The sequence below is a fragment of the Sinomonas albida genome (assembly GCF_004919045.1).
GTDB lineage: Bacteria > Actinomycetota > Actinomycetes > Actinomycetales > Micrococcaceae > Sinomonas > Sinomonas albida.
In genome coordinates, this window is the sequence record NZ_SWDW01000003.1 from 170,122 (window position 1) to 189,771 (window position 19,650).

General features: G+C 69.7%; 21 protein-coding genes. 9 read left to right on the top strand and 12 right to left on the bottom strand.

The window, feature by feature from the left end; translation table 11 throughout:
* The first annotated feature begins 116 nt into the window (after positions 1–116).
* The 7 genes from E6A26_RS04325 to E6A26_RS04355 are packed head-to-tail and all read left to right on the top strand — an operon-like array spanning position 117 to position 4,524.
* On the top strand, positions 117–338 hold the full coding sequence (locus tag E6A26_RS04325) for a hypothetical protein (protein ID WP_136609959.1): 222 nt from the start codon (positions 117–119) through the stop codon (positions 336–338).
* Between the two features lie 2 nt (positions 339–340).
* Positions 341–1,303: a PqqD family protein gene (locus tag E6A26_RS04330; RefSeq protein ID WP_136609960.1), complete on the top strand. Its 963-nt coding sequence runs from the start codon at positions 341–343 to the stop codon at positions 1,301–1,303.
* The gene (locus E6A26_RS04335; RefSeq protein WP_234865020.1) at positions 1,296–2,036 is read left to right on the top strand and encodes an ATP-binding cassette domain-containing protein; all 741 of its coding nucleotides are present in this window, start codon (positions 1,296–1,298) and stop codon (positions 2,034–2,036) included. The genes E6A26_RS04330 and E6A26_RS04335 overlap by 8 nt, the downstream gene beginning before the upstream one ends.
* Complete coding sequence (locus tag E6A26_RS04340; RefSeq protein WP_136609961.1) at positions 2,033–3,502, top strand: hypothetical protein; 1,470 nt, start codon at positions 2,033–2,035, stop codon at positions 3,500–3,502. Before E6A26_RS04335 ends, E6A26_RS04340 begins: the two co-directional genes overlap by 4 nt.
* Positions 3,499–3,807, top strand: a complete 309-nt coding sequence (locus tag E6A26_RS04345) for a transcriptional regulator (protein WP_136609962.1) — start codon at positions 3,499–3,501, stop codon at positions 3,805–3,807. Before E6A26_RS04340 ends, E6A26_RS04345 begins: the two co-directional genes overlap by 4 nt.
* Positions 3,800–4,351, top strand: coding sequence for a methyltransferase family protein (locus E6A26_RS04350; RefSeq protein ID WP_136609963.1), 552 nt, complete (start codon positions 3,800–3,802; stop codon positions 4,349–4,351). The genes E6A26_RS04345 and E6A26_RS04350 overlap by 8 nt, the downstream gene beginning before the upstream one ends.
* Entirely contained in the window at positions 4,339–4,524 is a 186-nt protein-coding gene (locus E6A26_RS04355) for a hypothetical protein (RefSeq protein ID WP_136609964.1), read from the top strand. Before E6A26_RS04350 ends, E6A26_RS04355 begins: the two co-directional genes overlap by 13 nt.
* 30 nt (positions 4,525–4,554) lie before the next feature.
* Here the strand turns inward: E6A26_RS04355 and E6A26_RS04360 are convergent, their stop codons facing one another.
* Together E6A26_RS04360 and tdh are read right to left on the bottom strand one after the other, a co-directional pair.
* Positions 4,555–5,769 (bottom strand): glycine C-acetyltransferase, encoded by a 1,215-nt coding sequence (locus tag E6A26_RS04360; RefSeq protein WP_136609965.1) that lies wholly within the window; start codon positions 5,767–5,769, stop codon positions 4,555–4,557.
* 41 nt (positions 5,770–5,810) lie between these two features.
* Positions 5,811–6,857, bottom strand: coding sequence for an L-threonine 3-dehydrogenase (gene tdh / locus E6A26_RS04365; protein ID WP_136609966.1), 1,047 nt, complete (start codon positions 6,855–6,857; stop codon positions 5,811–5,813).
* A 309-nt stretch (positions 6,858–7,166) separates the two neighbouring features.
* On the opposite strand from tdh, the gene E6A26_RS04370 reads away from it, so the two are divergent.
* Together E6A26_RS04370 and E6A26_RS04375 are read left to right on the top strand one after the other, a co-directional pair.
* Positions 7,167–7,376, top strand: coding sequence for a hypothetical protein (locus tag E6A26_RS04370; RefSeq protein ID WP_168928664.1), 210 nt, complete (start codon positions 7,167–7,169; stop codon positions 7,374–7,376).
* 86 nt (positions 7,377–7,462) lie between these two features.
* Positions 7,463–8,428: a LysR family transcriptional regulator gene (locus tag E6A26_RS04375; protein WP_136609968.1), complete on the top strand. Its 966-nt coding sequence runs from the start codon at positions 7,463–7,465 to the stop codon at positions 8,426–8,428.
* Here E6A26_RS04375 and E6A26_RS04380 read toward each other — a convergent pair.
* The 10 genes from E6A26_RS04380 to ligA all read right to left on the bottom strand — a co-directional run bounded on the left by E6A26_RS04380 (position 8,425) and on the right by ligA (position 19,648).
* Complete coding sequence (locus E6A26_RS04380; RefSeq protein ID WP_136609969.1) at positions 8,425–9,105, bottom strand: DUF5666 domain-containing protein; 681 nt, start codon at positions 9,103–9,105, stop codon at positions 8,425–8,427. The two genes, E6A26_RS04375 and E6A26_RS04380, sit on opposite strands and share 4 nt — an antisense overlap.
* A 121-nt stretch (positions 9,106–9,226) precedes the next feature.
* The gene (locus tag E6A26_RS04385) at positions 9,227–9,598 is read right to left on the bottom strand and encodes a VOC family protein (protein ID WP_136609970.1); all 372 of its coding nucleotides are present in this window, start codon (positions 9,596–9,598) and stop codon (positions 9,227–9,229) included.
* A gap of 87 nt (positions 9,599–9,685) precedes the next feature.
* Positions 9,686–11,191, bottom strand: coding sequence for an Asp-tRNA(Asn)/Glu-tRNA(Gln) amidotransferase subunit GatB (gatB, locus tag E6A26_RS04390; RefSeq protein ID WP_136609971.1), 1,506 nt, complete (start codon positions 11,189–11,191; stop codon positions 9,686–9,688).
* A complete protein-coding gene (gene gatA, locus E6A26_RS04395) occupies positions 11,192–12,727 on the bottom strand; it encodes an Asp-tRNA(Asn)/Glu-tRNA(Gln) amidotransferase subunit GatA (RefSeq protein WP_211128944.1) in 1,536 nt (511 codons plus the stop codon). It abuts the gene before it with no gap.
* An 8-nt stretch (positions 12,728–12,735) separates the two neighbouring features.
* Complete coding sequence (gene gatC, locus E6A26_RS04400; protein ID WP_136609973.1) at positions 12,736–13,032, bottom strand: Asp-tRNA(Asn)/Glu-tRNA(Gln) amidotransferase subunit GatC; 297 nt, start codon at positions 13,030–13,032, stop codon at positions 12,736–12,738.
* 275 nt (positions 13,033–13,307) lie between these two features.
* A complete protein-coding gene (locus tag E6A26_RS17840; RefSeq protein ID WP_234865021.1) occupies positions 13,308–14,909 on the bottom strand; it encodes an HNH endonuclease in 1,602 nt (533 codons plus the stop codon).
* A 239-nt stretch (positions 14,910–15,148) separates the two neighbouring features.
* Entirely contained in the window at positions 15,149–15,643 is a 495-nt protein-coding gene (locus E6A26_RS04410) for a VanZ family protein (RefSeq protein WP_168928665.1), read from the bottom strand.
* A 272-nt stretch (positions 15,644–15,915) separates the two neighbouring features.
* Positions 15,916–16,425 carry a GNAT family N-acetyltransferase gene (locus E6A26_RS04415; RefSeq protein ID WP_234865023.1) on the bottom strand — a complete coding sequence of 170 codons (510 nt, stop codon included), beginning with the start codon at positions 16,423–16,425 and terminating at the stop codon, positions 15,916–15,918.
* An 8-nt stretch (positions 16,426–16,433) separates the two neighbouring features.
* Positions 16,434–17,276, bottom strand: a complete 843-nt coding sequence (locus E6A26_RS04420) for an inositol monophosphatase family protein (protein ID WP_136609976.1) — start codon at positions 17,274–17,276, stop codon at positions 16,434–16,436.
* Entirely contained in the window at positions 17,273–19,648 is a 2,376-nt protein-coding gene (ligA, locus tag E6A26_RS04425; RefSeq protein ID WP_136609977.1) for an NAD-dependent DNA ligase LigA, read from the bottom strand. Before ligA ends, E6A26_RS04420 begins: the two co-directional genes overlap by 4 nt.
* Positions 19,649–19,650 lie beyond the last annotated feature (2 nt).

Below are 19,650 nucleotides of genomic sequence, written 5' to 3' on the forward strand. Positions count from 1 at the left end.
AGTGCGCCTAAGATTTCCATCTATGGTAAGTACTGCTTGACAAGCGCCTCGCCGAGGCGCAAGGATCGCCCTGTGGCTCGGGGCGAGCCACACCAACTCACACCATTGGGGTATCCATGACTGCTCAAGCAATCTCACCGACCGCGTCCTTCGCTCCGCGCCTGCTGAGCGCCGGAGGACGGACCGAGGAACACGCCGACTGGGCCATCATTGGCGCGGTCGCCGGCATCGCAGGCGTCGGCCTCGGCGTCGTCGCCTACATCTGCGGAGTGTGCCAGGCACGCTCGTTCGACGCCTGCCTGCACGCCGTCCGCAACTACTGGGGATCTGGCTGCTGACCATGGCCACGCTGCCGGGTGCCGGGGACGTCCGGCGGAATGCCGTGGTGTCCCTGGCACCCGGTGTCCGCCTGAGTGGAACCAGGCTCGAGGACGTCGACGGGCAGGTGTACGAACTCGATCCGGACGGGGCGTCGTTGTGCGCCGTGTTCGCGGGGCCTGCCGACGTCCGCACGGTCATCGACGGCCTCGCGCGCCTGCGGGAGGTGTCTCCGAGCAGCCTCGCCGGCCCGGTCTGGGAGTTCGTTGAGGACCTCTCCTCCCGAGGACTCCTCTCGGTGAGCGAATCATTCTCGGCCGAACGCGCCGCGCGGCTCGCCGAGTGGCCGCGCCGCGCCTTCACCGCCCTCACCGCCGGCGCCCTCCCGCCGAGCGCCGTGCGCCGATCCCTGCGCCGCTATCCCGGGACCTTCACGGGTCTCGCGAGGGCAGGCCTCGAAGCCCATCAGGCCACCGCATGGATCGGAGTCGCGCTCGCGGTCGCGGCGGCAGGGCTCGCCCTCGTCCTCGCGCCCACCGAGTCCGCCCGGGGCGTGGGCGTCCGCACAGCCTGTCTTCTCATGTCCGGATATTTCGCGCTGCTCCTCGCGAATATGTTCGCGCATGAATCCGCCCATCTCGTGGCCGCGCGCCTCGGCAAATGCACGGTCTACGGCGTGTATTGCCGTCCGTCCGGAATGGGAATCTCCTACACGACGGCGTCGGAGCCGCGCCGGCTTGCCGTCGCGGCCGCCGGACCGCTCGCGGCGCTCGCGCTCGATCTCGCGGTCATGGCGGCAATCGTCCTCGGCCCCGGCACCATCTGGGCAACCGCCGGAATCGATCAGCTTCGGCTGTCCGCATTCGCCGGTGTCGCGGCCCTCGCCGCATTCCAACTCGTCTGCCTCACGCCGCTGGCCCGCGACGGGCGGACCATCGCCGCGTCGCTCAGAAGGATCCTCAGGAAGGAGCCTGCCCGTGCTTGAGATCCGGAACCTCCGGGCTTCCTATCCTGGCTTCGCGCTCGGCCCCGTGACGGCGACCGTTCGCACGGGAGAGTTCGCGACGCTCGTGGGGACCAACGGCTCCGGCAAGAGCACGCTCCTGCGCAGCATCCTCGGACTCCAGAAGCTCGACGGCGGGGGCGCCCAGTGGGACGGGCTTCCGATCCCCGAACGAAGTCCTGCCCTCCTGTCCCTCATCGGCTACGTGAGCGACTCGCCCAAGGACGTCCTCCCCGAGTTCACGGCCCTCGAGTACTGGCGCTATTGCCGGATCGCACATGAGCAGGCCCGCCGCGAACGCTTGGACGGCGCCATGGAACGGGCGGAGTTCCTGGCGGATCGGCTCGACTTCCCCCTCGGCCAAGCGAGTCCGCTCGGCGCGCTGAGCCTTGGAACCACCCGGAAGGCCCAGATCATCGGGGCCCTCCTCGCCGAACCGGATCTCGTGATTCTCGACGAGCCGTTCATCGGCCTCGACTTCATTGCCGCGCGCGCCTTGGAGAGCCTGCTCCGTGACTTGGTCGACGACGGCGCGACCGTGCTCGCCTCAAGCCATGATCTGGACCTGACGTCTCGGATCGCGGACCAGCTCGTGGTGCTCCACGCAGGGGCCATCGTGCTGGACCGGGCGGTGGCCGACCTCGGGGGCTCCGGCGGTCTCGAGCCCGCCATCGTCGAGGCGCTCCGAATCCACCGCGAGGCATCTCGCCCATGAGTCTTGTCCTTCCGACCCTCCGCCTCGCGTATCGACGCGTCTTCGGCGGGATGGCCACGGCTCGGTCTCGCGCCGCCCGCGCTGCGGCGACCGGCGCCGTCGTCTGTCTGATCGAGTGGCTCGCCATCGCTGAGGCGCGCCGCCAGACGGCGGCAACCGAAGCCCTCAGTGCGTTCGTCCCGCCCCTCGCGGCCATCATGGTCTACCTCGCAGGCGGCAGCATCATTCTTCTCTCAGTGTCCGCCCGAGACTCCTCCGGAAGCATTCGCGGCGTGCTCGCGACCCTCCCGTTCTCGAAGACCGGAGCCGTGCTGCTCGAATGGATCCCGGTCCTGACAACCGCGCTAATCCTACTGGGATTGGCCGTCACGCCCGCCGCGACGGCGCTCATCTCAGCCCGGTACCCGCCCTCTGCGGCCGTGGCGCTCATCGTCGCCGCGCTCGCCGCAGGCGCCGGGACAGCGGGGCTCATCCTGTCCGGGGTCGCCGTAGCGCTCCGGGACTCCACGTGGAATTCAGTGCGGTATCCCCTGTCGATGCTCGCCTGGGCGGCCGTGGCAGCCACCGCGATCTGGCGGAGTTTCGCCCAGTCAAAATCCGCCTACTCCTCCCCAGGCGACCTCGCCCTCGGGCTTCCGCCCGTGGTGCGGCAGGCTGGTTTCGGTGGGACGATCGAGCCGTGGGCCGCGGCGATCGCGGCACTCGGGGGCCTTCTGGTGGTCGGCTTCCTTGTTCCGTGGTCGCTGGCCGGTCAGCTGACCGGCCGGCGACGGCGGATCGGCTGGAGCTGGAAGGGCGGCCGGCCGTCCCTCACACTGGGCGAACTCGTCTACTCGACCCGCAACGCCACGCTCGTGGCCAACGCCGTCGCGGCGGAGGTGCTCGTCGTCGGGCTGTGCATCCTGCTCGCGGCCGTTCCCGCCCCCATGCGGCAACCCCTCCTGGCTCCCATCCTGATCGTCGCGGCGTGCCTCGTGGGTTCGGTCGTGCGGCAGCAACGATCGCAGTTTCCGGTGCGACGACCGCCTCAGCAGCTCATCAATCTCGACAGCGTGCCGTGGGTCGCGCGCCAACTCGGCATCGGCTTGCTCTGGTTCTCCGCACTGTATGCGCCAGTGGTCGCGGCGGCGCTCTGGATCGGACTCCCGCCCGCGACGGCGTGGGGGACGTGGGCCGCGGCGGGGGCATCGGCTTTCGCGGTTAGCGCCCTTTCCGGGTGGCTTTTCCCGTTGCCGCTCGACAACGCCCCGGGCCAGCTGCTCGCCTCGGTGGCCACCGTCGCAGCTGCCGGAACCGCCAGCGCGTTCACGGTCGAGGTCAGCTCAACCTCGCCGTGGCTCGCGCTGACGCTCAGCCTAGGCACCCTCGTGCTCTGCGCAGGGACAGCAGTCGCGGTCGAGCGGCACCGGTGGGCAGCATTCGACGTTTCGAAAGCAGGAGAAGGCAACCAAGGGGGACAAACATGATGGACAAGAACGTGAGGGCCTGGACGTGGTACGGCGTCGCATCGGTCCTGGTCTGGGTCGGCGCACTCGCGGTAGGAGCGATTGCCTTTGTCACGGCGAGTGAGGCGGCGCGGGGGGCGACACAGGACGCGACGTTTCTTCAGCAGTTCCTCGGAGCCCCGCTCTTCGAGGGTTTCCGCCACGGCAACAGGTTCGGCGTCCGCCCGCAATGGGGCCTCCTGCTCCTCGTAGTCGTCCCAGTGCTGGTGACGATCGCGGCGACGGCGTACCAAGTGCGAGCCTTCGTGCGAGGCCGCCGTGCTTGACGTCCTGGCATGGGTCATACCTGCGGTGCTCCTGGCCGTCACCGAGCTCGTGTTCGCTGCCCGAGGGAGCCGCGAGGCGCCGGCGGAGGCCGTGGCCATGGATCACGTGATGAAGGCCGCCACCGTCCTGAGCCTCGCAGCACCGCTCCTTCTCGCTCCGATGATCGCGAGGCCGCTGCCCGCGATCGTCGGAGCCGGTTTCGCCGTGGCGCTCGGCGGCGTGGCGGTCCGACTCGTCGCGATGATGACCCTGAGGAGCCGCTACCGGCTCACGCCCCAGCGCCAGTCATCGGACCACTACCTCGTGACGAGAGGCCCATACGCCTTGGTGCGCCACCCGGGCTACGGAGGCATCCTGCTGGCCCTCTCCGGCATGGCGCTCACCGCCGCGGGCCCGGTGGCGCTTGTCTTCGTGGCACCCGTGGCGGTGTTCTGTGTCCTGCGGATCGCCGGAGAAGAGCGCCTCCTCCGGGAGGAATTCGGCACCGACTTCAGCGACTACTGCGGCGCCGTGCGTTGGAGGCTCGTCCCATGGCTGTACTAGACGAACAGCGCGAACCGCTCGACGACCCCGAATTCGAACTCGTGCTCCTCCGGGCCCGAGAGGTCGGCGCAAAGACCACGGCGCGCCGCCAGCTAGAAGGGCTCGCCCCCGCGGTTGTGATTGCAGGGACTTTCCTGCTCAGCGTCCTCGCGGTGGTGCTTGGAGTTCCGTGACCCGAGCGGTCGGCGCCGCCCGGACGGGCCCTACCCGACCTCCGTTGCGCGCGCGGCGACGAACGCCCGCACGGCGGTCTCGACGTCGTCCGCAGTGTGCGCCGCGGAGAGCTGGACGCGGATCCGGGCCCGGCCCTTCGGCACCACCGGGTAGGAGAAGGCCGTGACATAGACGCCGTGGGCGAGCATCTCCGCGGCAATCCGGCCCGCGAGTGCGGCGTCGCCGAACATGACCGGGACGATCGCGTGCTCGCCGGGGAGGAGCTCGAAGCCCTCCTCGCTCATGCGCCGCCGGAAGTGGGCGGCGTTCTCGAAGAGCCGCTCGCGCAGCTCGCCCGAGCCGGCCACGAGGTCGAGTGCCCGCAGCGTCGCGGCAACAATCGCAGGCGCCACGGAGTTGGAGAACAGATAGGGGCGCGCCTTCTGGCGCAGGATCGCGACGATCTCGGCCCGACCCGAGACGTAGCCGCCTGACGCGCCGCCGAGCGCCTTGCCGAACGTGCCGGTGTAGATGTCGATGCGGTCGGAGACTCCGGCGTGCTCGGGCGTTCCCGCGCCCGTCGCGCCCATGAAGCCGACTGCGTGGGAATCGTCCACCATGACCATCGCCCCGTAGCGCTCGGCGAGGTCGCAGATCTCCCTGAGCGGCGCGAGGTAGCCGTCCATGGAGAACACGCCGTCGGTGACGATGAGCGTCCGCCGGGCGCCCACGCCGTCGTTCATGGCGGCCGACTCGCGCAGGCGAGCCTCAAGCTCGCCCATGTCGCGGTTAGCGTAGCGGAAGCGCGCCGCCTTGGAGAGGCGGATGCCGTCGATGATCGATGCGTGGTTGAGGGCGTCGGAGATCACGGCGTCGTCGGGCCCGAGCAGGGCCTCGAACACCCCGCCGTTCGCATCGAAGCAGCTCGAGAACAGGATCGTCTCCTCGGTCCCGAGGAACTCGGACACGCGGCGCTCGAGCGCGAGGTGCGAATCCTGGGTTCCGCAGATGAAGCGCACGGACGCCATGCCGAAGCCGCGCTCGTCCAGCGCGTGCTTCGCTGCGGCGATGAGCTCCGGGTGATCCGCGAGGCCCAGGTAGTTGTTCGCGCAGAAGTTGAGCACCTCCCCCGCGGGGGCGTCGAGCGGGCCGGCCTGGATATGGGACGACTGCGGCGAGTCGATGTGCCGCTCCTCCTTGAACGTCCCTGCCGCTCGGATCTCCGCGAGCTCAGCCGCGAGCTGCTCCTTGACGCCTGCGAACATGTGTCTGCCCTTCTCCTCTTCCCTGAACTTCCGCTTCTGCCCTAAACGCCCGACCAGTCCAGCACCACTTTGCCGCCCCGGCCAGAGCGGGCGACGGCGAAGCCCTCCTCCCAGCGGGAGGCCGGGAGGACGTCGGTCACCACCGCGGCGACGTTGCGGTGCAGGACCGGGTCGGACGAGAGCATGGCGCTCATGGCGTACCACGTCTCGAACATCTCGCGGCCGTAGATTCCCTTGAGCGTGAGCATGTGGGTGACGATCTTGCCCCAGTCGACCTGGATCGGCTGGGCGGGCAGGCCAAGCATCGCGATGCGGCCGCCGTGGTTCATGTTCTCGATCATCTCGGGGAGCGCCGAAGGGTGGCCGGACATCTCAAAGCCCACGTCGAAGCCCTCGCGCATTCCGAGCTCACGCTGAGCCTCGCGAACGCTCATGCTCGAGACGTCGACCGCGAGGTCCACGCCCATACCGCGGGCGAGCTCGAGCCGCGGAGCGGACACGTCCGTGATGGCGATCTTGCGGGCGCCGGCGTGCCGGGCCACCGAGATGGCCATGAGTCCGATCGGCCCCGCGCCGGTGATGAGAACGTCCTCGCCCACGAGCGGAAAGCTCAGGGCCGTGTGGACGGCATTGCCGAACGGGTCGAAGATCGCGCCAAGCTCGGGCGTGATCGACGGATCGTGATGGACCCACACGTTCGTCTCAGGGATCACGACGTACTCGGCGAACGCACCGTCGCGCTGCACCCCGACGCTTGAGACGTTGATGCACATCTGGCGGCGGCCGGCACGGCAGTTTCGGCACATCCCGCACACGATATGGCCCTCGCCGGAGACGCGGTCGCCGACCTTGACCACGCGGACCTCGCTGCCCACCTCGACGACCTCGCCGTAGAACTCGTGGCCGGGGACGAGCGGGAGATTGATCATGGACTGCGCCGTCGCGTCCCATGACTGGATGTGGAGGTCGGTGCCGCAGATGCCGGTCGCGAGGACGCGGATCTTGACGTCGGCAGGGCCTGCCTGCGGCTCCGGGCGCTCGACGAGCTCGAAGCCGGGCTGGGGACCGGCCTTGAAGAGGGCTTTCATGAGGCCATTCAAGGCCAGCCGACGGCTTAGAACAACAGCAGGTGTCTCAAGCGACGGTTTAGCATGCCTTACGCTACGGACGCCTCAGTGCCACCGCGGCTCAGTGTCACGCGCAGGGATATCGTTGAGGTTGCGGGCGCCGCAGGGGTCGGCGCCGTCCGTCCTAGGGGGCTCCGGATGTACTACTCGAAGTTTCGTCTGCCCGGCGCGATCTGTGCAGGCTTGCTCTGCTGCGGATGCCTCGCGATCTCCATCCCGTTCCCCGGAAAGTACCCATGGGTGGCGTGGACGACCGCTGGGATCGCCCTGATGTCCCTCCTCGCCACCGCCACCCTGAGGCCTCGGCCTCGAATCGGCGCCGTTCTCTTCATGGTGGCGGGGCTCAGCGGGGCGGTCTTCACGTCTGCGAGTGGCATCCACATGCCGACAGAGCTCGCCGTGTGGGCATGGGTCGTGATTGCGCTGGCCCTCGCGACGGTGGGCCTCGTCGAGCAGGCCGAGTCACGCGCCGACCCGTGAGCCCAGAACACGGGGAAAGCGCGAGTCAGGGCCTCAAAAAATTAGCAGAACAGAGAGTGTCGAGGCCAACAGTTTAGGATTCACTTATGGATGTTCGGCAACTGCAGATTCTCCGCGAGCTCGGGGAGCTGGGGAGCGTCAAGGCGGTCGCCGAGGAACTGCTCGTCACTCCGTCGGCCGTGTCGCAGCAGCTCGCGCTCCTGACCCGCAGCGCGGGCGTGCCGCTCACCCGCAAGGAGGGCCGCTCGCTCGTCCTCACCGACGCAGGCAAGGTGCTCGCGGAGGCGGGCGGCGCCGTCGTCCGCGCCATGGCCGATGCGCGCGCGGCCATCGGCACCTACCACGAGGACGCGGCGGGGACGGTCTCGGTGAGCGCCTTCCACTCCGCGGGCCAAGCCCTGTTCGGGCGGCTCGCCGCGCGCCTCGCGGCAGGAACGAACGACGTCGCCGCACCTCGCCTGAGGTTGGCCGACGAGGACGTGCCCCAGCACGGCTTCCCCGCGCTCACGGCGCGCTACGACGTCGTGCTCGCCCACCGCATGGCGCACAGCGAGGAATGGCCCCTCGACCGGCTCGTCGTGGTCCCGCTCGTGAAGGAGCCCTTCGACGTCGCCCTCCCTACGGGCCATCCGCTCGCGGCCCGACCGTCCCTGACCGCTGGCGATGTCGCCGGCGAGGCATGGGTCTCGAGCCGCCAGGGCTATTCGCCCGCGGATGTGCTCGCGGCGATCGGCGCAGTAGCCAGCCACGCACCCGAGGTCGCGCACCGCATCAACGACTACTCGACGGTCGCCGCGGTCGTGGCGGGCGGAGGCGTCCTCGGGCTGCTCCCCCGCTACACCGCTGCGATCGGCCTGCCGCCCGGCGTCGTGCTGCGCCCGCTCGAGGGCATCGCGACGCGACGCAGCATCGACCTTCTGATCAGGCCCGAGAACGCGCGACGGCACTCGGTGCGCGCGGTCACGGACGCCCTGCATGGGCTCGTCGCCGAAATCGTCGTGGAGGCAGAGTCGCGGGCCCGCGCGTCAGCCGAGGGATTGGCCGCAGGCTAGGACGTGCTCGACGGCGAGGGCGAAGGCTTCGTCGTCGACGGCGCGGACGGCTTGGACGACTGGGTACCCGGCGACTGGGTACTCGGGGATTCGGTGCCCTGGCCGCTCTCGCGATGCTGCCCGAAGCCCTGGCGCATCTCCTTGCCGGGGAACGGACCCTTCTTGACCTGCTGCGCCACGTAGTCGCTGCCGGACTGAACGGCGCGAACCATGATCGTGTCGCCCTTGGCAAGGTCGCCGGACTTGATGGCCGCGCCCTTGGGCTGATCCTGCGACGAGAATTGGGTCGAGCTGTTGAGCGTGTAGCTCTGGGTGAATCCGTCGTCGCTCTTGACCGTGACCTTCGTGTCGCTCACGTCGGTGACCGTGCCGCGCTGCACGAAGACGGTCTGGATCGTGCCGTCAGCCTTCTTGACGGTCATCTGGCCGTGCAGGGTCTCAGCGCCGACCTGGCCCGCGCCCGGCTTTGCGAGGTGCTTGCCCGGGTGGGCACTCGCGCTCGCGCTCGGAGTGGGCGACGGCGAGTTGGTGGCGTTGGCCGCCAAGGCGGCGGCGCTCCCTACACCGGCAAGGCCGACGACGACGGCGCCCACCACGAGTCCGCGGCGCACGTGGCGGCGCGGCGGGAGCTGCGACGTCGGCGGAGTCGGGGGAACAGGTGGATAGGAGTTGCTCATGCTCCCATCATCCCGCGACACGCCGGTCCATGGGCGGATCCTCAGGCAGTCGGTGGCAGATTCACAGATTCGGCAAAGACGCGGGCTGGCCCGGGTCGAGTCGATTCCCGAAGCGGTCCGGTCAGTTCTCGAAGAGGCAGAACGGGTGGCCCGCGGGGTCGAAGAACACGATGACATCCTCCTGCGGCTGGTGCTCGGCCCGCGTGGCACCGCACTCTTTGGCGTGCGCGGCGGCCTTCTGAAGGTCAGCCACCTTGAGATCGAGGTGCATCATCATCTGCTGCCGGCCCGGCTGCTCGGGCCACACGGGCCGCTGGAAGTCCTCCTCGAGCTGGAAGGACAGCTTCGGCCCGCCGCCCGGGTTGACGACCGTGGCCCACTCCCGCTCGTCGTCGCCGAGCTCCCACCCGAGGAGGTTGGCGTAGAAGCGAGCAAGCCGCTGCGGATCCGGGGCGCCCAGGACGGTGGCGTGGAGACTGATCGGTGAGCCCATGGCGCCCAGCTTAAAGGCGCGCCGCCGGGCCCAGAAGGTCTGGACCCGGCGGCTTGCGGCTGTGCTGGGGACGGCGCGCGACGATCGCTACGCGCTGACGCCCAGCCGCTCGAGGATGAGCTCCTTCACGCGGCCCGCGTCGGCCTGGCCGCGCGTGGCCTTCATGACCCCGCCGACGATCGCGCCGACGGCCTGGACCTTGCCGGCGCGGATCTTGTCGGCGACGTCTGGCTGGGCCGCGAGGGCCGCGTCGATCGCCTCGAGGAGGGGGCCGTCGTCGGACACGAGCACGAGCCCGCGCGCCTCCATGACCTGCGTCGGCGTACCCTCGCCGGCGATGACACCGTCGAGGACCTGCCCCGCCATCTTGTTGTTGAGCTTGCCGCCCTCCACGAGGCCGTTCAGCTCGACGATGGCTGCGGCACTCACGCCGAGCTCGGCCGGGTCGACGTCGGCGACCTTCGCGCGTCCGACGATCTCGCCCATCCACCACTTGCGGGCGGCGGCCGCCGAGGCGCCCGCGGAGATCGTCTCCTCGATGGCGTCCATGACGCCTGCGTTGACCACGTCACGGAACTCAGGGTCGGAATAGCCCCACGCCGTCTTGAGGCGCTTGCGGCGCTCGGCGGGCGGCTCGGGGAGCTGGGCTCGCAGCGACTCGACCCACTCGCGGCTCGCGTGGATCGGGACCAGGTCCGGCTCGGGGAAGTAGCGGTAGTCGTCAGCGTCGCTCTTGGGGCGGCCCGCCGTCGTCGTCCGCGTGTCCTCATGCCAGTGGCGCGTCTCCTGGGTGACCTTCGCCCCCGCCGCGAGGACGGCCGCGTGGCGCTGGATCTCGAAGCGCACGGCGTGCTCGACGGACCGCAGCGAGTTGACGTTCTTCGTCTCCGAGCGGATGCCGAACTTCGTGGCGCCCTTCGGCATGAGCGAGACGTTGGCGTCGCAACGGACGTTGCCGCGCTCCATGCGGGCGTCGGAGACCCCGAGGTTCTTGACGATCTCACGGATCGCGGCGACGTACGCGCGGGCCAGCTCGGGCGCGCGGCGGCCGGCGCCGACGATCGGCTTCGTGACAATCTCGACGAGCGGGACGCCCGCGCGGTTGTAGTCGACGAGCGAATACTCGGCGCCCTGGATGCGGCCAGCCGCGCCGCCCAGATGCGTGAGCTTGCCCGCGTCCTCCTCCATATGCGCGCGCTCGATCTCGACGCGGAACACCTCGCCGTCCTCCAGCTCGATGTCGATCCAGCCATCGTGCGCGATGGGCTCGTCGTACTGCGAGGTCTGGAAGTTCTTCGGTGTGTCCGGGTAGAAGTAGTTCTTCCGCGCGAAGCGGCACGACTCGGCGATCTCGCAGTTGAGGGCAAGGCCGATCTTGATCGACGATTCGACCGCGGCCTTGTTCACCACTGGGAGCACGCCGGGCAGGCCGAGGTCGACCTCGTTGACGTTCGTGTTCGGATCGTCGCCGAAGGCGTTCGGAGCCGAGGAGAACATCTTGGTCTTCGTGTTGAGCTCCACGTGGACCTCGAAGCCGAGGACCGGGTCGAATTGCTCCATGGCCTCGTCGAAGGTCAGGGTTGCATCAGCCATTTACTTCACACCTCCGGTCTTCTCGGTCCCGAGGACCGGAGCTTTGGCGAGCAGGGGGCCACCCCACTGAGCCTCAAGCAGGGACTCCAGCGCCGCTCCCACGCGGTAGAGGCGTGCGTCCTCGCGGGCCGGGGCGAGGAGCTGGATCCCGACGGGCAGGCCGTCCTCGTCCGCCAAGCCGCCCGGGAGCGAGAGTCCGGGGACGCCGGCGAGGTTCGCCGGGATCGTCGCGACGTCGTTGAGGTACATGGCCAGCGGGTCGTCGAGCTTCTCGCCCAGCTTGAAGGCCGTGGTCGGCGCGGTCGGCGAAATGAGCAGATCGGCCTGCGCGAACGCGGCGTCGAAGTCGCGCTGGATGAGCGTGCGGACTTTCTGCGCCGAGCCGTAGTACGCGTCGTAGTAGCCGGCCGAGAGCGCGTACGTGCCGAGGATGATGCGGCGCTTGGCCTCCGCGCCGAACCCGGCCGCGCGCGTCGCGCCCATGACGCGCTCGATGGTGAGCGGGCCGTCCTGCGGGAGGACGCGAAGTCCGTAGCGGACGCCGTCGAACTTCGCGAGGTTGGAGGAAACCTCGGAGGGCATGATGAGGTAGTACGCGCCGAGCGCGTACTTGAAGTTGGGGCACGAGACCTCGACGATCTGTGCGCCGGCACCGCGCAGCAGCTCGACCGCGTCGCGGAACCTCGCCTCGACGCCGGGCTGGAAGCCCTCGCCGCCGAGTTCCTTGACGATGCCGATGCGCAGCCCCTCGACACTGCCGCTGCGGGCCGCGGCGGCGAGCGTGTCGAACGAGTCCGTGAGGGACGTCGAATCGAAGGGGTCGTGGCCGCCCACAAGCTCCTGGAGCAGCGCGGCGTCGAGCACCGAGCGCGACACCGGGCCGATCTGGTCGAGGCTGGACGCCATCGCAATCGCGCCGTACCGGGAGACGGCGCCGTAGGTCGGCTTGACCCCGACGGTTCCGGTCACGGCGCCGGGCTGGCGGATGGATCCGCCGGTGTCCGTGCCGAGCGCGAGCGGCGCCTCGAAGGCAGCGACGGCGGCAGCGGAGCCGCCTCCCGAGCCACCGGGAATCCGGTCGAGGTCCCACGGGTTGCGCGTCGGGCCGAATGCCGAGTGCTCGGTCGAGGAGCCCATCGCGAACTCGTCGAGGTTGGTCTTCCCGAGGATCGGGAGCTTCGCGGCGCGGATCTTCTTGATGACGGTCGCGTCGTAGGGGCTCATCCAGCCCTCGAGGATGCGGGAGCCGGCCGTCGTCGGCTGGCCTACCGTGACGATGAGGTCCTTGATGGCAATCGGCACGCCGGCCATCGGGTGGAGCCCCGCGGCGTCCTCCCCGCCCGCGGCGCGGATCGCGTCGACCTCGCGGGCGACAGTGAGTGCCTCCTCGGTGTTGACGTGCAGGAACGCGTGGACCTGCCCGTCGACGTCGCCAATGCGGTCGAGGTGAGCCTGGGTGACCTCCTCGGAGGAGACCTCCTTGGCGGACAGCTTCGCGGCCAGCTGCGCGGCCGTGCTGGTGATCAGCTCGTTCATGGGGGCGCTCACTCCTCGTCCAGGATGGCCGGGACCCTGAAGCGGTGCTCCTCGGCGTCGGGGGCGCCAGACAGCGCCTCGGCGGGCGTGAGCACGTGGCCCACGGTGTCCTCGCGGAAGACGTTGCTGAGCGCGATCGGATGCGAGGTGGCCGGGACATCGGGGCCCGCGGCCTCGCTCACCGACTTGACGGCGTCGACGATGTGAGCGAGCTCGCCCGCCATCCTGTCCAGTTCCTCTGGGCTCATCTCGATGCGCGCGAGCTGCGCAAGGTGCGCAACGTCGTCGCGCGTGATCTCGGCCATGGGTCTCCCCTGTGCGGTGGATAGGTTCGCGAACCAGTCTAGTGCGGCGCGGCGGACCACGGGTGGCATGTGATGCGGACGTCGACCGAGGCGCCAGATGCCCGCGATAGTTGCTCGCGATAGTTGCTCGCGATCGCGCGGAGAGCACGGAGCGCACGGCGCAAGAACAACGCGGCACAAGACAATACGGCGCGGGGAACAACGGTGAGGCAGACCAGGCCTTCGCGACGCAGACCAGGCCTTCGCGACGCCGACCAGGCATTCGCGCAGGGAGGTCAGCCGGCGTGGCGGATCTGCTGCTCCTGCCAGGATGCGGCGCCCGGGAGCACGACCGGCGGGGAGTAGTACTGGTGACCGGTTGGCGTGACGGTCATGATGTCGCCCTGCGGACCGAGACCGCCAGCCTCGTCAGCGCCGACGACTTGCTGCTCCCATCCGGGCGAGTCCTTGGCGTGGTTGCAGTTCTCGCAGAGTCCCTGGCCGTTCTCAACGCTGGTGTCCCCGCCCTGGGCTGCTGGGACGACGTGGTCGATGTGCCTGATCGGCGCATCGCAGAACGGCGTCCGGCACCGCTGGTCGCGGGTCTCGATGAAGTCCGCGAGCGCCCGGGGGAATCTGCGCAGCTTCGACTCCATCGCTGCGAGCTCGCCTGTCGATGGATTGAGGAACAGCCGCTTCAGCCACACCCCGGCAAGCGCAGCGGCGCCGGCCCCCGGCGGAACGCGCCCGCCCCGCAGGCCCGGGTCTGAATCGGCGTCCAAGTCAGGGTTCGCCCCCGGGCCGGTGCCCGCCCCGGAGCTAGGGTCCGCGCCCATGTCTGGGTTGGCGCGGGGGCTCGACTGTCCAGCGGCTCCGCGGGCCGTTGTGGCGATCATGCCGCGCGCCCGGGCTGCGGTGATGGTCCCGTAGCCCAAGAGCACGGCCGATTCGCGGGCGCCACCGAAGAGCGAGGCGTCGGTCATGACGAGCCCGACCCGCAGGGGCACGGCGTCCGCGTGCGCCTGGCCCGTCGCCCGCTCGACGAGCGTATCGGCGGCGACCTGCCCGACCGTCCGCCCGTCCCCGGAGGCCCGCGCCGTGCCTGCGGCCTGCCGGAGGGCGGCCTCGACAGCTGCGGCCTGGGCCACCGGAAGGATGGCCGTGAGCTGGGCCATGGAATCAGGGAGCCGCCGGACGGTCACGCGGCGCCCGGCCTCGGCCCGACGGACCCGGGCGAGGGCGGCGGCGTCATCGATCGCGTCGACGCACGCGCGCACCGCGTCCTGCACGGCACGATCCCCGAGCCCCTCGAGCCGACGCGGGTCCGCGCACAGTTCCCTGTCCGCCGCGGCGCGATCGGCTGGGGAGAGCACTTCCACGCCCTCGGCAACCAGGACCGCTCGGTCCTCGTTCAACCTCCCGGCGCCGAGGGCCAGCAGCGTGTGCGGCAGGTCATCGACGAGCCGCCTGGCCGCGGTGAGCAGCCTCGAGCCCTTCGACGGCGAGACACTGCGCGCCAGCGCGATCTGCGAAGCGGCCGAACGCTCCCGCACCCTAGCGGGACTTCGGCCGGTCCTGCCCTCGAGGGCCGCGGTCCGCGGATCGGCGCCGGCCTCACACAGCCCGGCGAACGCCGCCTCCGCCCTCGCCTGCTCGGCCGCAGCCGCCGCCTTGAGCCGTTCGAGCACCGCGATCCGGTCGATCAGCTCGGGTCCGGTGAGCTCGGGCCCGATCAGCTCGGGCCCGGCAAGCCCTGGCCCGCCATGCCCGGCGCCGGCCACGTTCCGGCCGGCGAACCTGCTCCCAAGACGCGTTGCGAAGGACTCGATGTCCCTGAGCGTCAGCCCGGACCCGTCACGGCCCAGCAGATCCTCGATCTCACTCCGCCAATCCCCCATGTCACAATTTTATCGAATTCTCGTTCGAGACACAACGATTGTTGAGCAGCTTATTCGAACATGATTGTGAGTACCTGCCTGGCCAAAGTCGGCTGAGTCCAGCCGACTTGTCGCCGCAGATACCGCGTGCTGACCTGGACTACCCCAAGAACTTCGGGCATTTCCAAGACTGGCTCAGCCCCGATGAGTCCTGCATCAGGGGGTCGCTCTGCTGTCACGTCGAGGATGGTGGGTTGTGCTCACATGTGCAGTCGGACGACGAAGAGGAAGTAGCACCAGACGGGCAGGGAGAGCAGTGACAGCACGGCCATCCCGGTCCGCACCAGGGATTGCTCGCGCAGCATCACGGAAAGAAGCCTGAAGGTGAAGATTCCGATGATTCCTCCAACGCAGTTCAGGATCACGTCGTCGATGTCCGATGCTCCAACCGCAAACACGCCTTGGATGATCTCTACCGCCACGCTGACCGCGGCGACCGTGAGCACGGTCGGCCGTACTGCCGCCCGACGTCGGAGCCACGATAGGTAGGCTCCAAGAGGGATGAAGATCAGGATGTTCCCGACGACGTTGGCGAACGCCACTCTCCCGATCCCGGAAGAGTGGCTGGACACGTATTCCGCGATACTCGCGGACGGGATGAGATTTATCGATCTCTCCGAACCCGGTGCGCGAGAGAAGAGAAGCAGCCTGAGAAGGAAGGCCACGTAGAGAGCGAAGACGGCGAAGATGGCCACGGTCTCCGCTTTCGCCCGTTTCGTGGTGAATTGCCGGCCCGGCACACCGTCCGTGGCTGCGGTGGGTTGCGGTTGTACGTCCATCCAGTAGGACGGTATAGGTGCAACCTGTCGTGCTCCTGTGAGACCTGGATTCGACAACGGCCGCCGCGGAGCGCAACGAGGCCACCGTGGCGCGCAACGAGGCCACCATGGGCCCAAGGGAGGGTGCGCTCCGGGCCGGTCGCGCCGGTCAGGCGGCCCGCCGGAGCTGGCATGAAGCCGGGCTCGGGTCAGAGGGTCTTGCGGTAGACCGGCAGCATGATGTCGGTGTCTGGGATGGGCCAGTCGAGCTCGGGCGCGCGGACGTAGCCGAGTCGTGGGTAGAGCGCGTTGGGCGCCTCCCAGCGGTCACCAGTCGTGAGGACGACGGCGGTGGCGCCCGCCCGCTTGGCCCTCGCCTCCACTTCGGCGACGAGGGCGCTTCCCGCACCGCTGCGCTGCACCGCCGGGTCCACGACCAGGAGCCGGAACTCGAATTCGCCCTCCCGAGCGACCTGCTCGAAGCCGTCGCCGTGGGCCATGAGCGTGACGGACCCGACGATCAGTCCGTCTCGCTCCGCAACCAGGACGGTGCCGCGCGCGGCGCGGTAGCCGACGTCGGCGATCTGCCGCATGTACGGATGTTCCGTGCTGTCGAAATAGCCGGCGCCGAGATACGCGGCCCATGTGATGCGGGCGATCTCGGCGTAGTCGGCAGCCGTGGCCTCCCTGATGGTCAGGTGCTTGCTCGGTGCACTCACGGTCCGGCTCATTCGACGGGGAACCGGCCGGAGAACTCGATGCCGCCCGCACACGTCCAGGACGCGAGCCGCTCGACGTCGGTCGGGCCGCCTTCGAGCGGGCTCGTGAGCTGCGGCCGCCGGACCCAGCAGCCCGCCTCCTCGGCGATCAGTGCGCCCGCGGCGAAGTCATGCTCGTTCAGGCCGCGCTCGCCGTAGGCATCGTGCGTCCCGTCTGCGACGAGGCACAGATCCAGCGCAGCTGAGCCGAGTCGGCGCATGTCCCCGAAGCCGTCCATGAGGCCTGGAAGGAAGCGTGCCTGCTCGGCCCGGACCCGCGGGTCGTAGCTGAAGCCGGTCGCGAGGAGCGCCGCCCCCGCGGCGTCGCGCCCCGGCACGGGGCCGTCGAGCAGGCGGGGCTCGCCGCCGTCGTCGCTGCGGAACGCACCCGCGCCGCGCACGGCCCAGTATTCGCGGCGCAGCGCCGGGGCATTGACGACGCCGGCGAGCCACCGACCGCTCGCATCGGCGACCGCGACGCTGGTGGCGTAGTAGACGATGTCGCGGATGAAGTTCGTGGTGCCGTCGAGCGGGTCGATCGACCAGCGGAAGCCGCTCGGCTCGGCGACCCTGGACGTGCCCTGCTCCTCGCCCGTCACGATGTCGTGCGGCCGCTCCGCGGCGAGCACCTCGCGCACCGCCTTCTCTGCCGCGAGATCGAACTCGGTGACCCAGTCGCTGCCCGAGCTCTTCGTCTCCTGACCCAGCCGCGCGCCGTCGCGCGCGCCGAGGACCGTCGCGCCCGCGGTGGCCGCGCGACGTGCCGTCGAGAGCAGTCCCGCGAGGAAGTCCGGCGTGTAGGCGGCGCTCACGGGGCCTCGTCCGTCTCGAGGAACGGCGCTGCCCCTGCGGCTGATTCCGCCTCGGCAGCCGACTCCGCCTCGGCAGCCGATTCGGCCGCTGTCCCGGATTCCGCCTCCGCCGCGGACTCGGGAGCGGCTGGAGCCGCGCCATCCGCCGCCGGGCTCGCGCCCCCGCCGACGCCAGCGGGGCCTTCGGCCAGAAGGGCACGGAACCCGTCCTCGTCGAGGACCGGGATGCCCAGCGATTCGGCCTTGTCGAGCTTCGTGCCGGCGTTGTCCCCGGCGACCACGTAGTCCGTGTTCTTCGAGACGGATCCTGCGGCCTTCCCGCCGCGCGTGATGATGGCCTCCTTGGCCTCGTCGCGGCTGAAGCCGTCGAGAGAGCCTGTGACGACGACCGTGAGGCCTTCGAGCGTGCGCGGACCGGCCGCGTGCCGCTCGTCCTCCATCTTGACGCCCGCCGCCTTCCAGCGGTCCACGATGTCGCGGTGCCAGTCCTCGGCGAACCACTCGATGAGCGCGTCCGCGATGATCGGGCCCACGCCGTCGACCTCGGCGAGCTGTTCCCGTGCGCCCTCGGAGTCGAGCACCGCCCGCAGCGCGTCCATCGAGCCGTAGCGAGTCGCCAGCGCGCGCGACGCCGTCGGGCCGACGTGCCGGATGGACAGCGCCACGAGGACGCGCCAGAACGGCTGAGCTTTGGCCTTCTCGAGCTCGCGGAAGAGCTTCTCCGTGTTGGCACTCGGCTTGGACGGCGTCTTCGCGCTCGGCTTCGTCCAGAAGTACGGAACGAGTTCCCACTCTCCCGTGCCGACACCCTTCGAGCGCTTCTCGCGCCGGATCATGACGTCGCGCAGGTCCTCGGGCGTGAGGTCGAAGACCCCCGCCTCGTTCCTGAGCGGCGGCGTCTCGGGTTCGGCCGGCTGGGTAAGCGCGATGGCGGCCTCCCAGCCGAGCGCCTCGATGTCGAAAGCGCCGCGGCCAGCCAGATGGAACACGCGCTCACGAAGCTGCGACGGGCAGGAGCGCGCGTTGGGGCACCTGATGTCCACGTCGCCCTCCCTCGCCGGGGCGAGCGGAGTCCCGCAGGACGGGCACTCGGTGGGCATGACGAAGTCGCGGACCGGAGGCTCCTGCTGGTCTCGGAGCGCGAGGACGGGACCGACAATCTCCGGGATGACGTCCCCGGCCTTGCGGAGCACCACGATGTCGCCGATCTTGACGCCCTTGGCCTTCACGACGTCCTGGTTGTGGAGCGTGGCCATTTCCACGGTGGACCCCGCGACCTTGACCGGCACCATGACGCCGAACGGCGTGACGCGGCCCGTGCGGCCCACGTTCACGAGGATGTCGAGGAGCTTCGTGTGGACCTCCTCAGGCGGGTACTTGAACGCAACCGACCAGCGCGGCACGCGGCTCGTGTGGCCGAGGGCGCGCTGCGTCGCGAAGTCGTCGACCTTGACCACGATGCCGTCGATCTCATGGATGAGGCTGTGGCGCTTCTCGCGGTACTTCTCGATGTAGTCGCGCACCTCGGCGTACGTCTCGAAGACCTCGAAGTACGGGCTCGTGGGGAGGCCCCAGGACTTGAGCAGCGCGTAGGTCTCCGCCTGGCTGCTCGCAGGGATTCCCTCGCGCACGCCGACGCCGTGGACGAACATGCTGAGCGGTCGCTTGGCGGTCTCGGCTGGGTCCTTCTGGCGCAGGGAACCCGCGGCCGCGTTGCGGGGGTTCGCAAGCGGCGCCTTGCCGTCCGCGATGAGCGCGTCGTTGAATTCCTTGAACGCCTTCTGCGGGATGTAGACCTCGCCGCGGATCTCGACCTCCTCGGGGTGCCCCTCCCCCGCGAGCGTCCTGGGGATGTCCTTGATGGTCAGGACGTTGTGGGTGACGTCTTCGCCCGTGCGCCCATCTCCGCGCGTTGCCGCGCGGACGAGTTCCCCGCGGCGGTACAGGAGATTGATGGCGAGCCCGTCGATCTTGAGCTCGGTGAGCCAGCGGACCGGCGGGAGGCTTCCCCCGAGCCCGGCGACGCTCGCCTCGGCGCGGGCGATCCAGGCGTCGAGCTCCTCGATCGAGAACACGTCCTCGAGGCTGTACATGCGGCTCAGGTGAGTGACCGGCGCGAACGCCGCCGTGGCCTCCCCGCCGACCTCCTGGGTCGGCGAATCGTTCGAGACGAGCTCGGGGTGCAGGGCCTCGAGCTCCTCGAGGCGCCGGAACAGCGAATCGTACTCGGCGTCGGAGATGACCGGGGCGTCCTCGTTGTAGTACAGGGCCCGGTGCCGGCGCACCTCGTCCGCGAGGGAGTCGTACTCCTCCCGGAGCGTCGCAGATGGGGCATCGGGTGGGATCACGGATTCTGCGGTCACGTGTCCTATCT

Excerpts from the sequence above, each read along its gene's own strand:
- tdh (WP_136609966.1), bottom strand. The coding sequence starts at position 6,857 with ATGAAAGCCCTCTTCAAGGCCGGTCCCCAGCCCGGCTTCGAGCTCGTC.
- E6A26_RS04345 (WP_136609962.1), top strand. The coding sequence starts at position 3,499 with ATGATGGACAAGAACGTGAGGGCCTGGACGTGGTACGGCGTCGCATCG.
- gatB (WP_136609971.1), bottom strand. The coding sequence starts at position 11,191 with ATGGCTGATGCAACCCTGACCTTCGACGAGGCCATGGAGCAATTCGAC.
- E6A26_RS04375 (WP_136609968.1), top strand. The coding sequence starts at position 7,463 with ATGGATGTTCGGCAACTGCAGATTCTCCGCGAGCTCGGGGAGCTGGGG.
- E6A26_RS04330 (WP_136609960.1), top strand. The coding sequence starts at position 341 with ATGGCCACGCTGCCGGGTGCCGGGGACGTCCGGCGGAATGCCGTGGTG.
- E6A26_RS04385 (WP_136609970.1), bottom strand. The coding sequence starts at position 9,598 with ATGGGCTCACCGATCAGTCTCCACGCCACCGTCCTGGGCGCCCCGGAT.
- E6A26_RS04380 (WP_136609969.1), bottom strand. The coding sequence starts at position 9,105 with ATGAGCAACTCCTATCCACCTGTTCCCCCGACTCCGCCGACGTCGCAG.
- E6A26_RS17840 (WP_234865021.1), bottom strand. The coding sequence starts at position 14,909 with ATGGGGGATTGGCGGAGTGAGATCGAGGATCTGCTGGGCCGTGACGGG.
- E6A26_RS04370 (WP_168928664.1), top strand. The coding sequence starts at position 7,167 with ATGTCCCTCCTCGCCACCGCCACCCTGAGGCCTCGGCCTCGAATCGGC.
- gatA (WP_211128944.1), bottom strand. The coding sequence starts at position 12,727 with ATGAACGAGCTGATCACCAGCACGGCCGCGCAGCTGGCCGCGAAGCTG.
- E6A26_RS04355 (WP_136609964.1), top strand. The coding sequence starts at position 4,339 with ATGGCTGTACTAGACGAACAGCGCGAACCGCTCGACGACCCCGAATTC.
- gatC (WP_136609973.1), bottom strand. The coding sequence starts at position 13,032 with ATGGCCGAGATCACGCGCGACGACGTTGCGCACCTTGCGCAGCTCGCG.
- E6A26_RS04360 (WP_136609965.1), bottom strand. The coding sequence starts at position 5,769 with ATGTTCGCAGGCGTCAAGGAGCAGCTCGCGGCTGAGCTCGCGGAGATC.
- E6A26_RS04325 (WP_136609959.1), top strand. The coding sequence starts at position 117 with ATGACTGCTCAAGCAATCTCACCGACCGCGTCCTTCGCTCCGCGCCTG.
- E6A26_RS04340 (WP_136609961.1), top strand. The coding sequence starts at position 2,033 with ATGAGTCTTGTCCTTCCGACCCTCCGCCTCGCGTATCGACGCGTCTTC.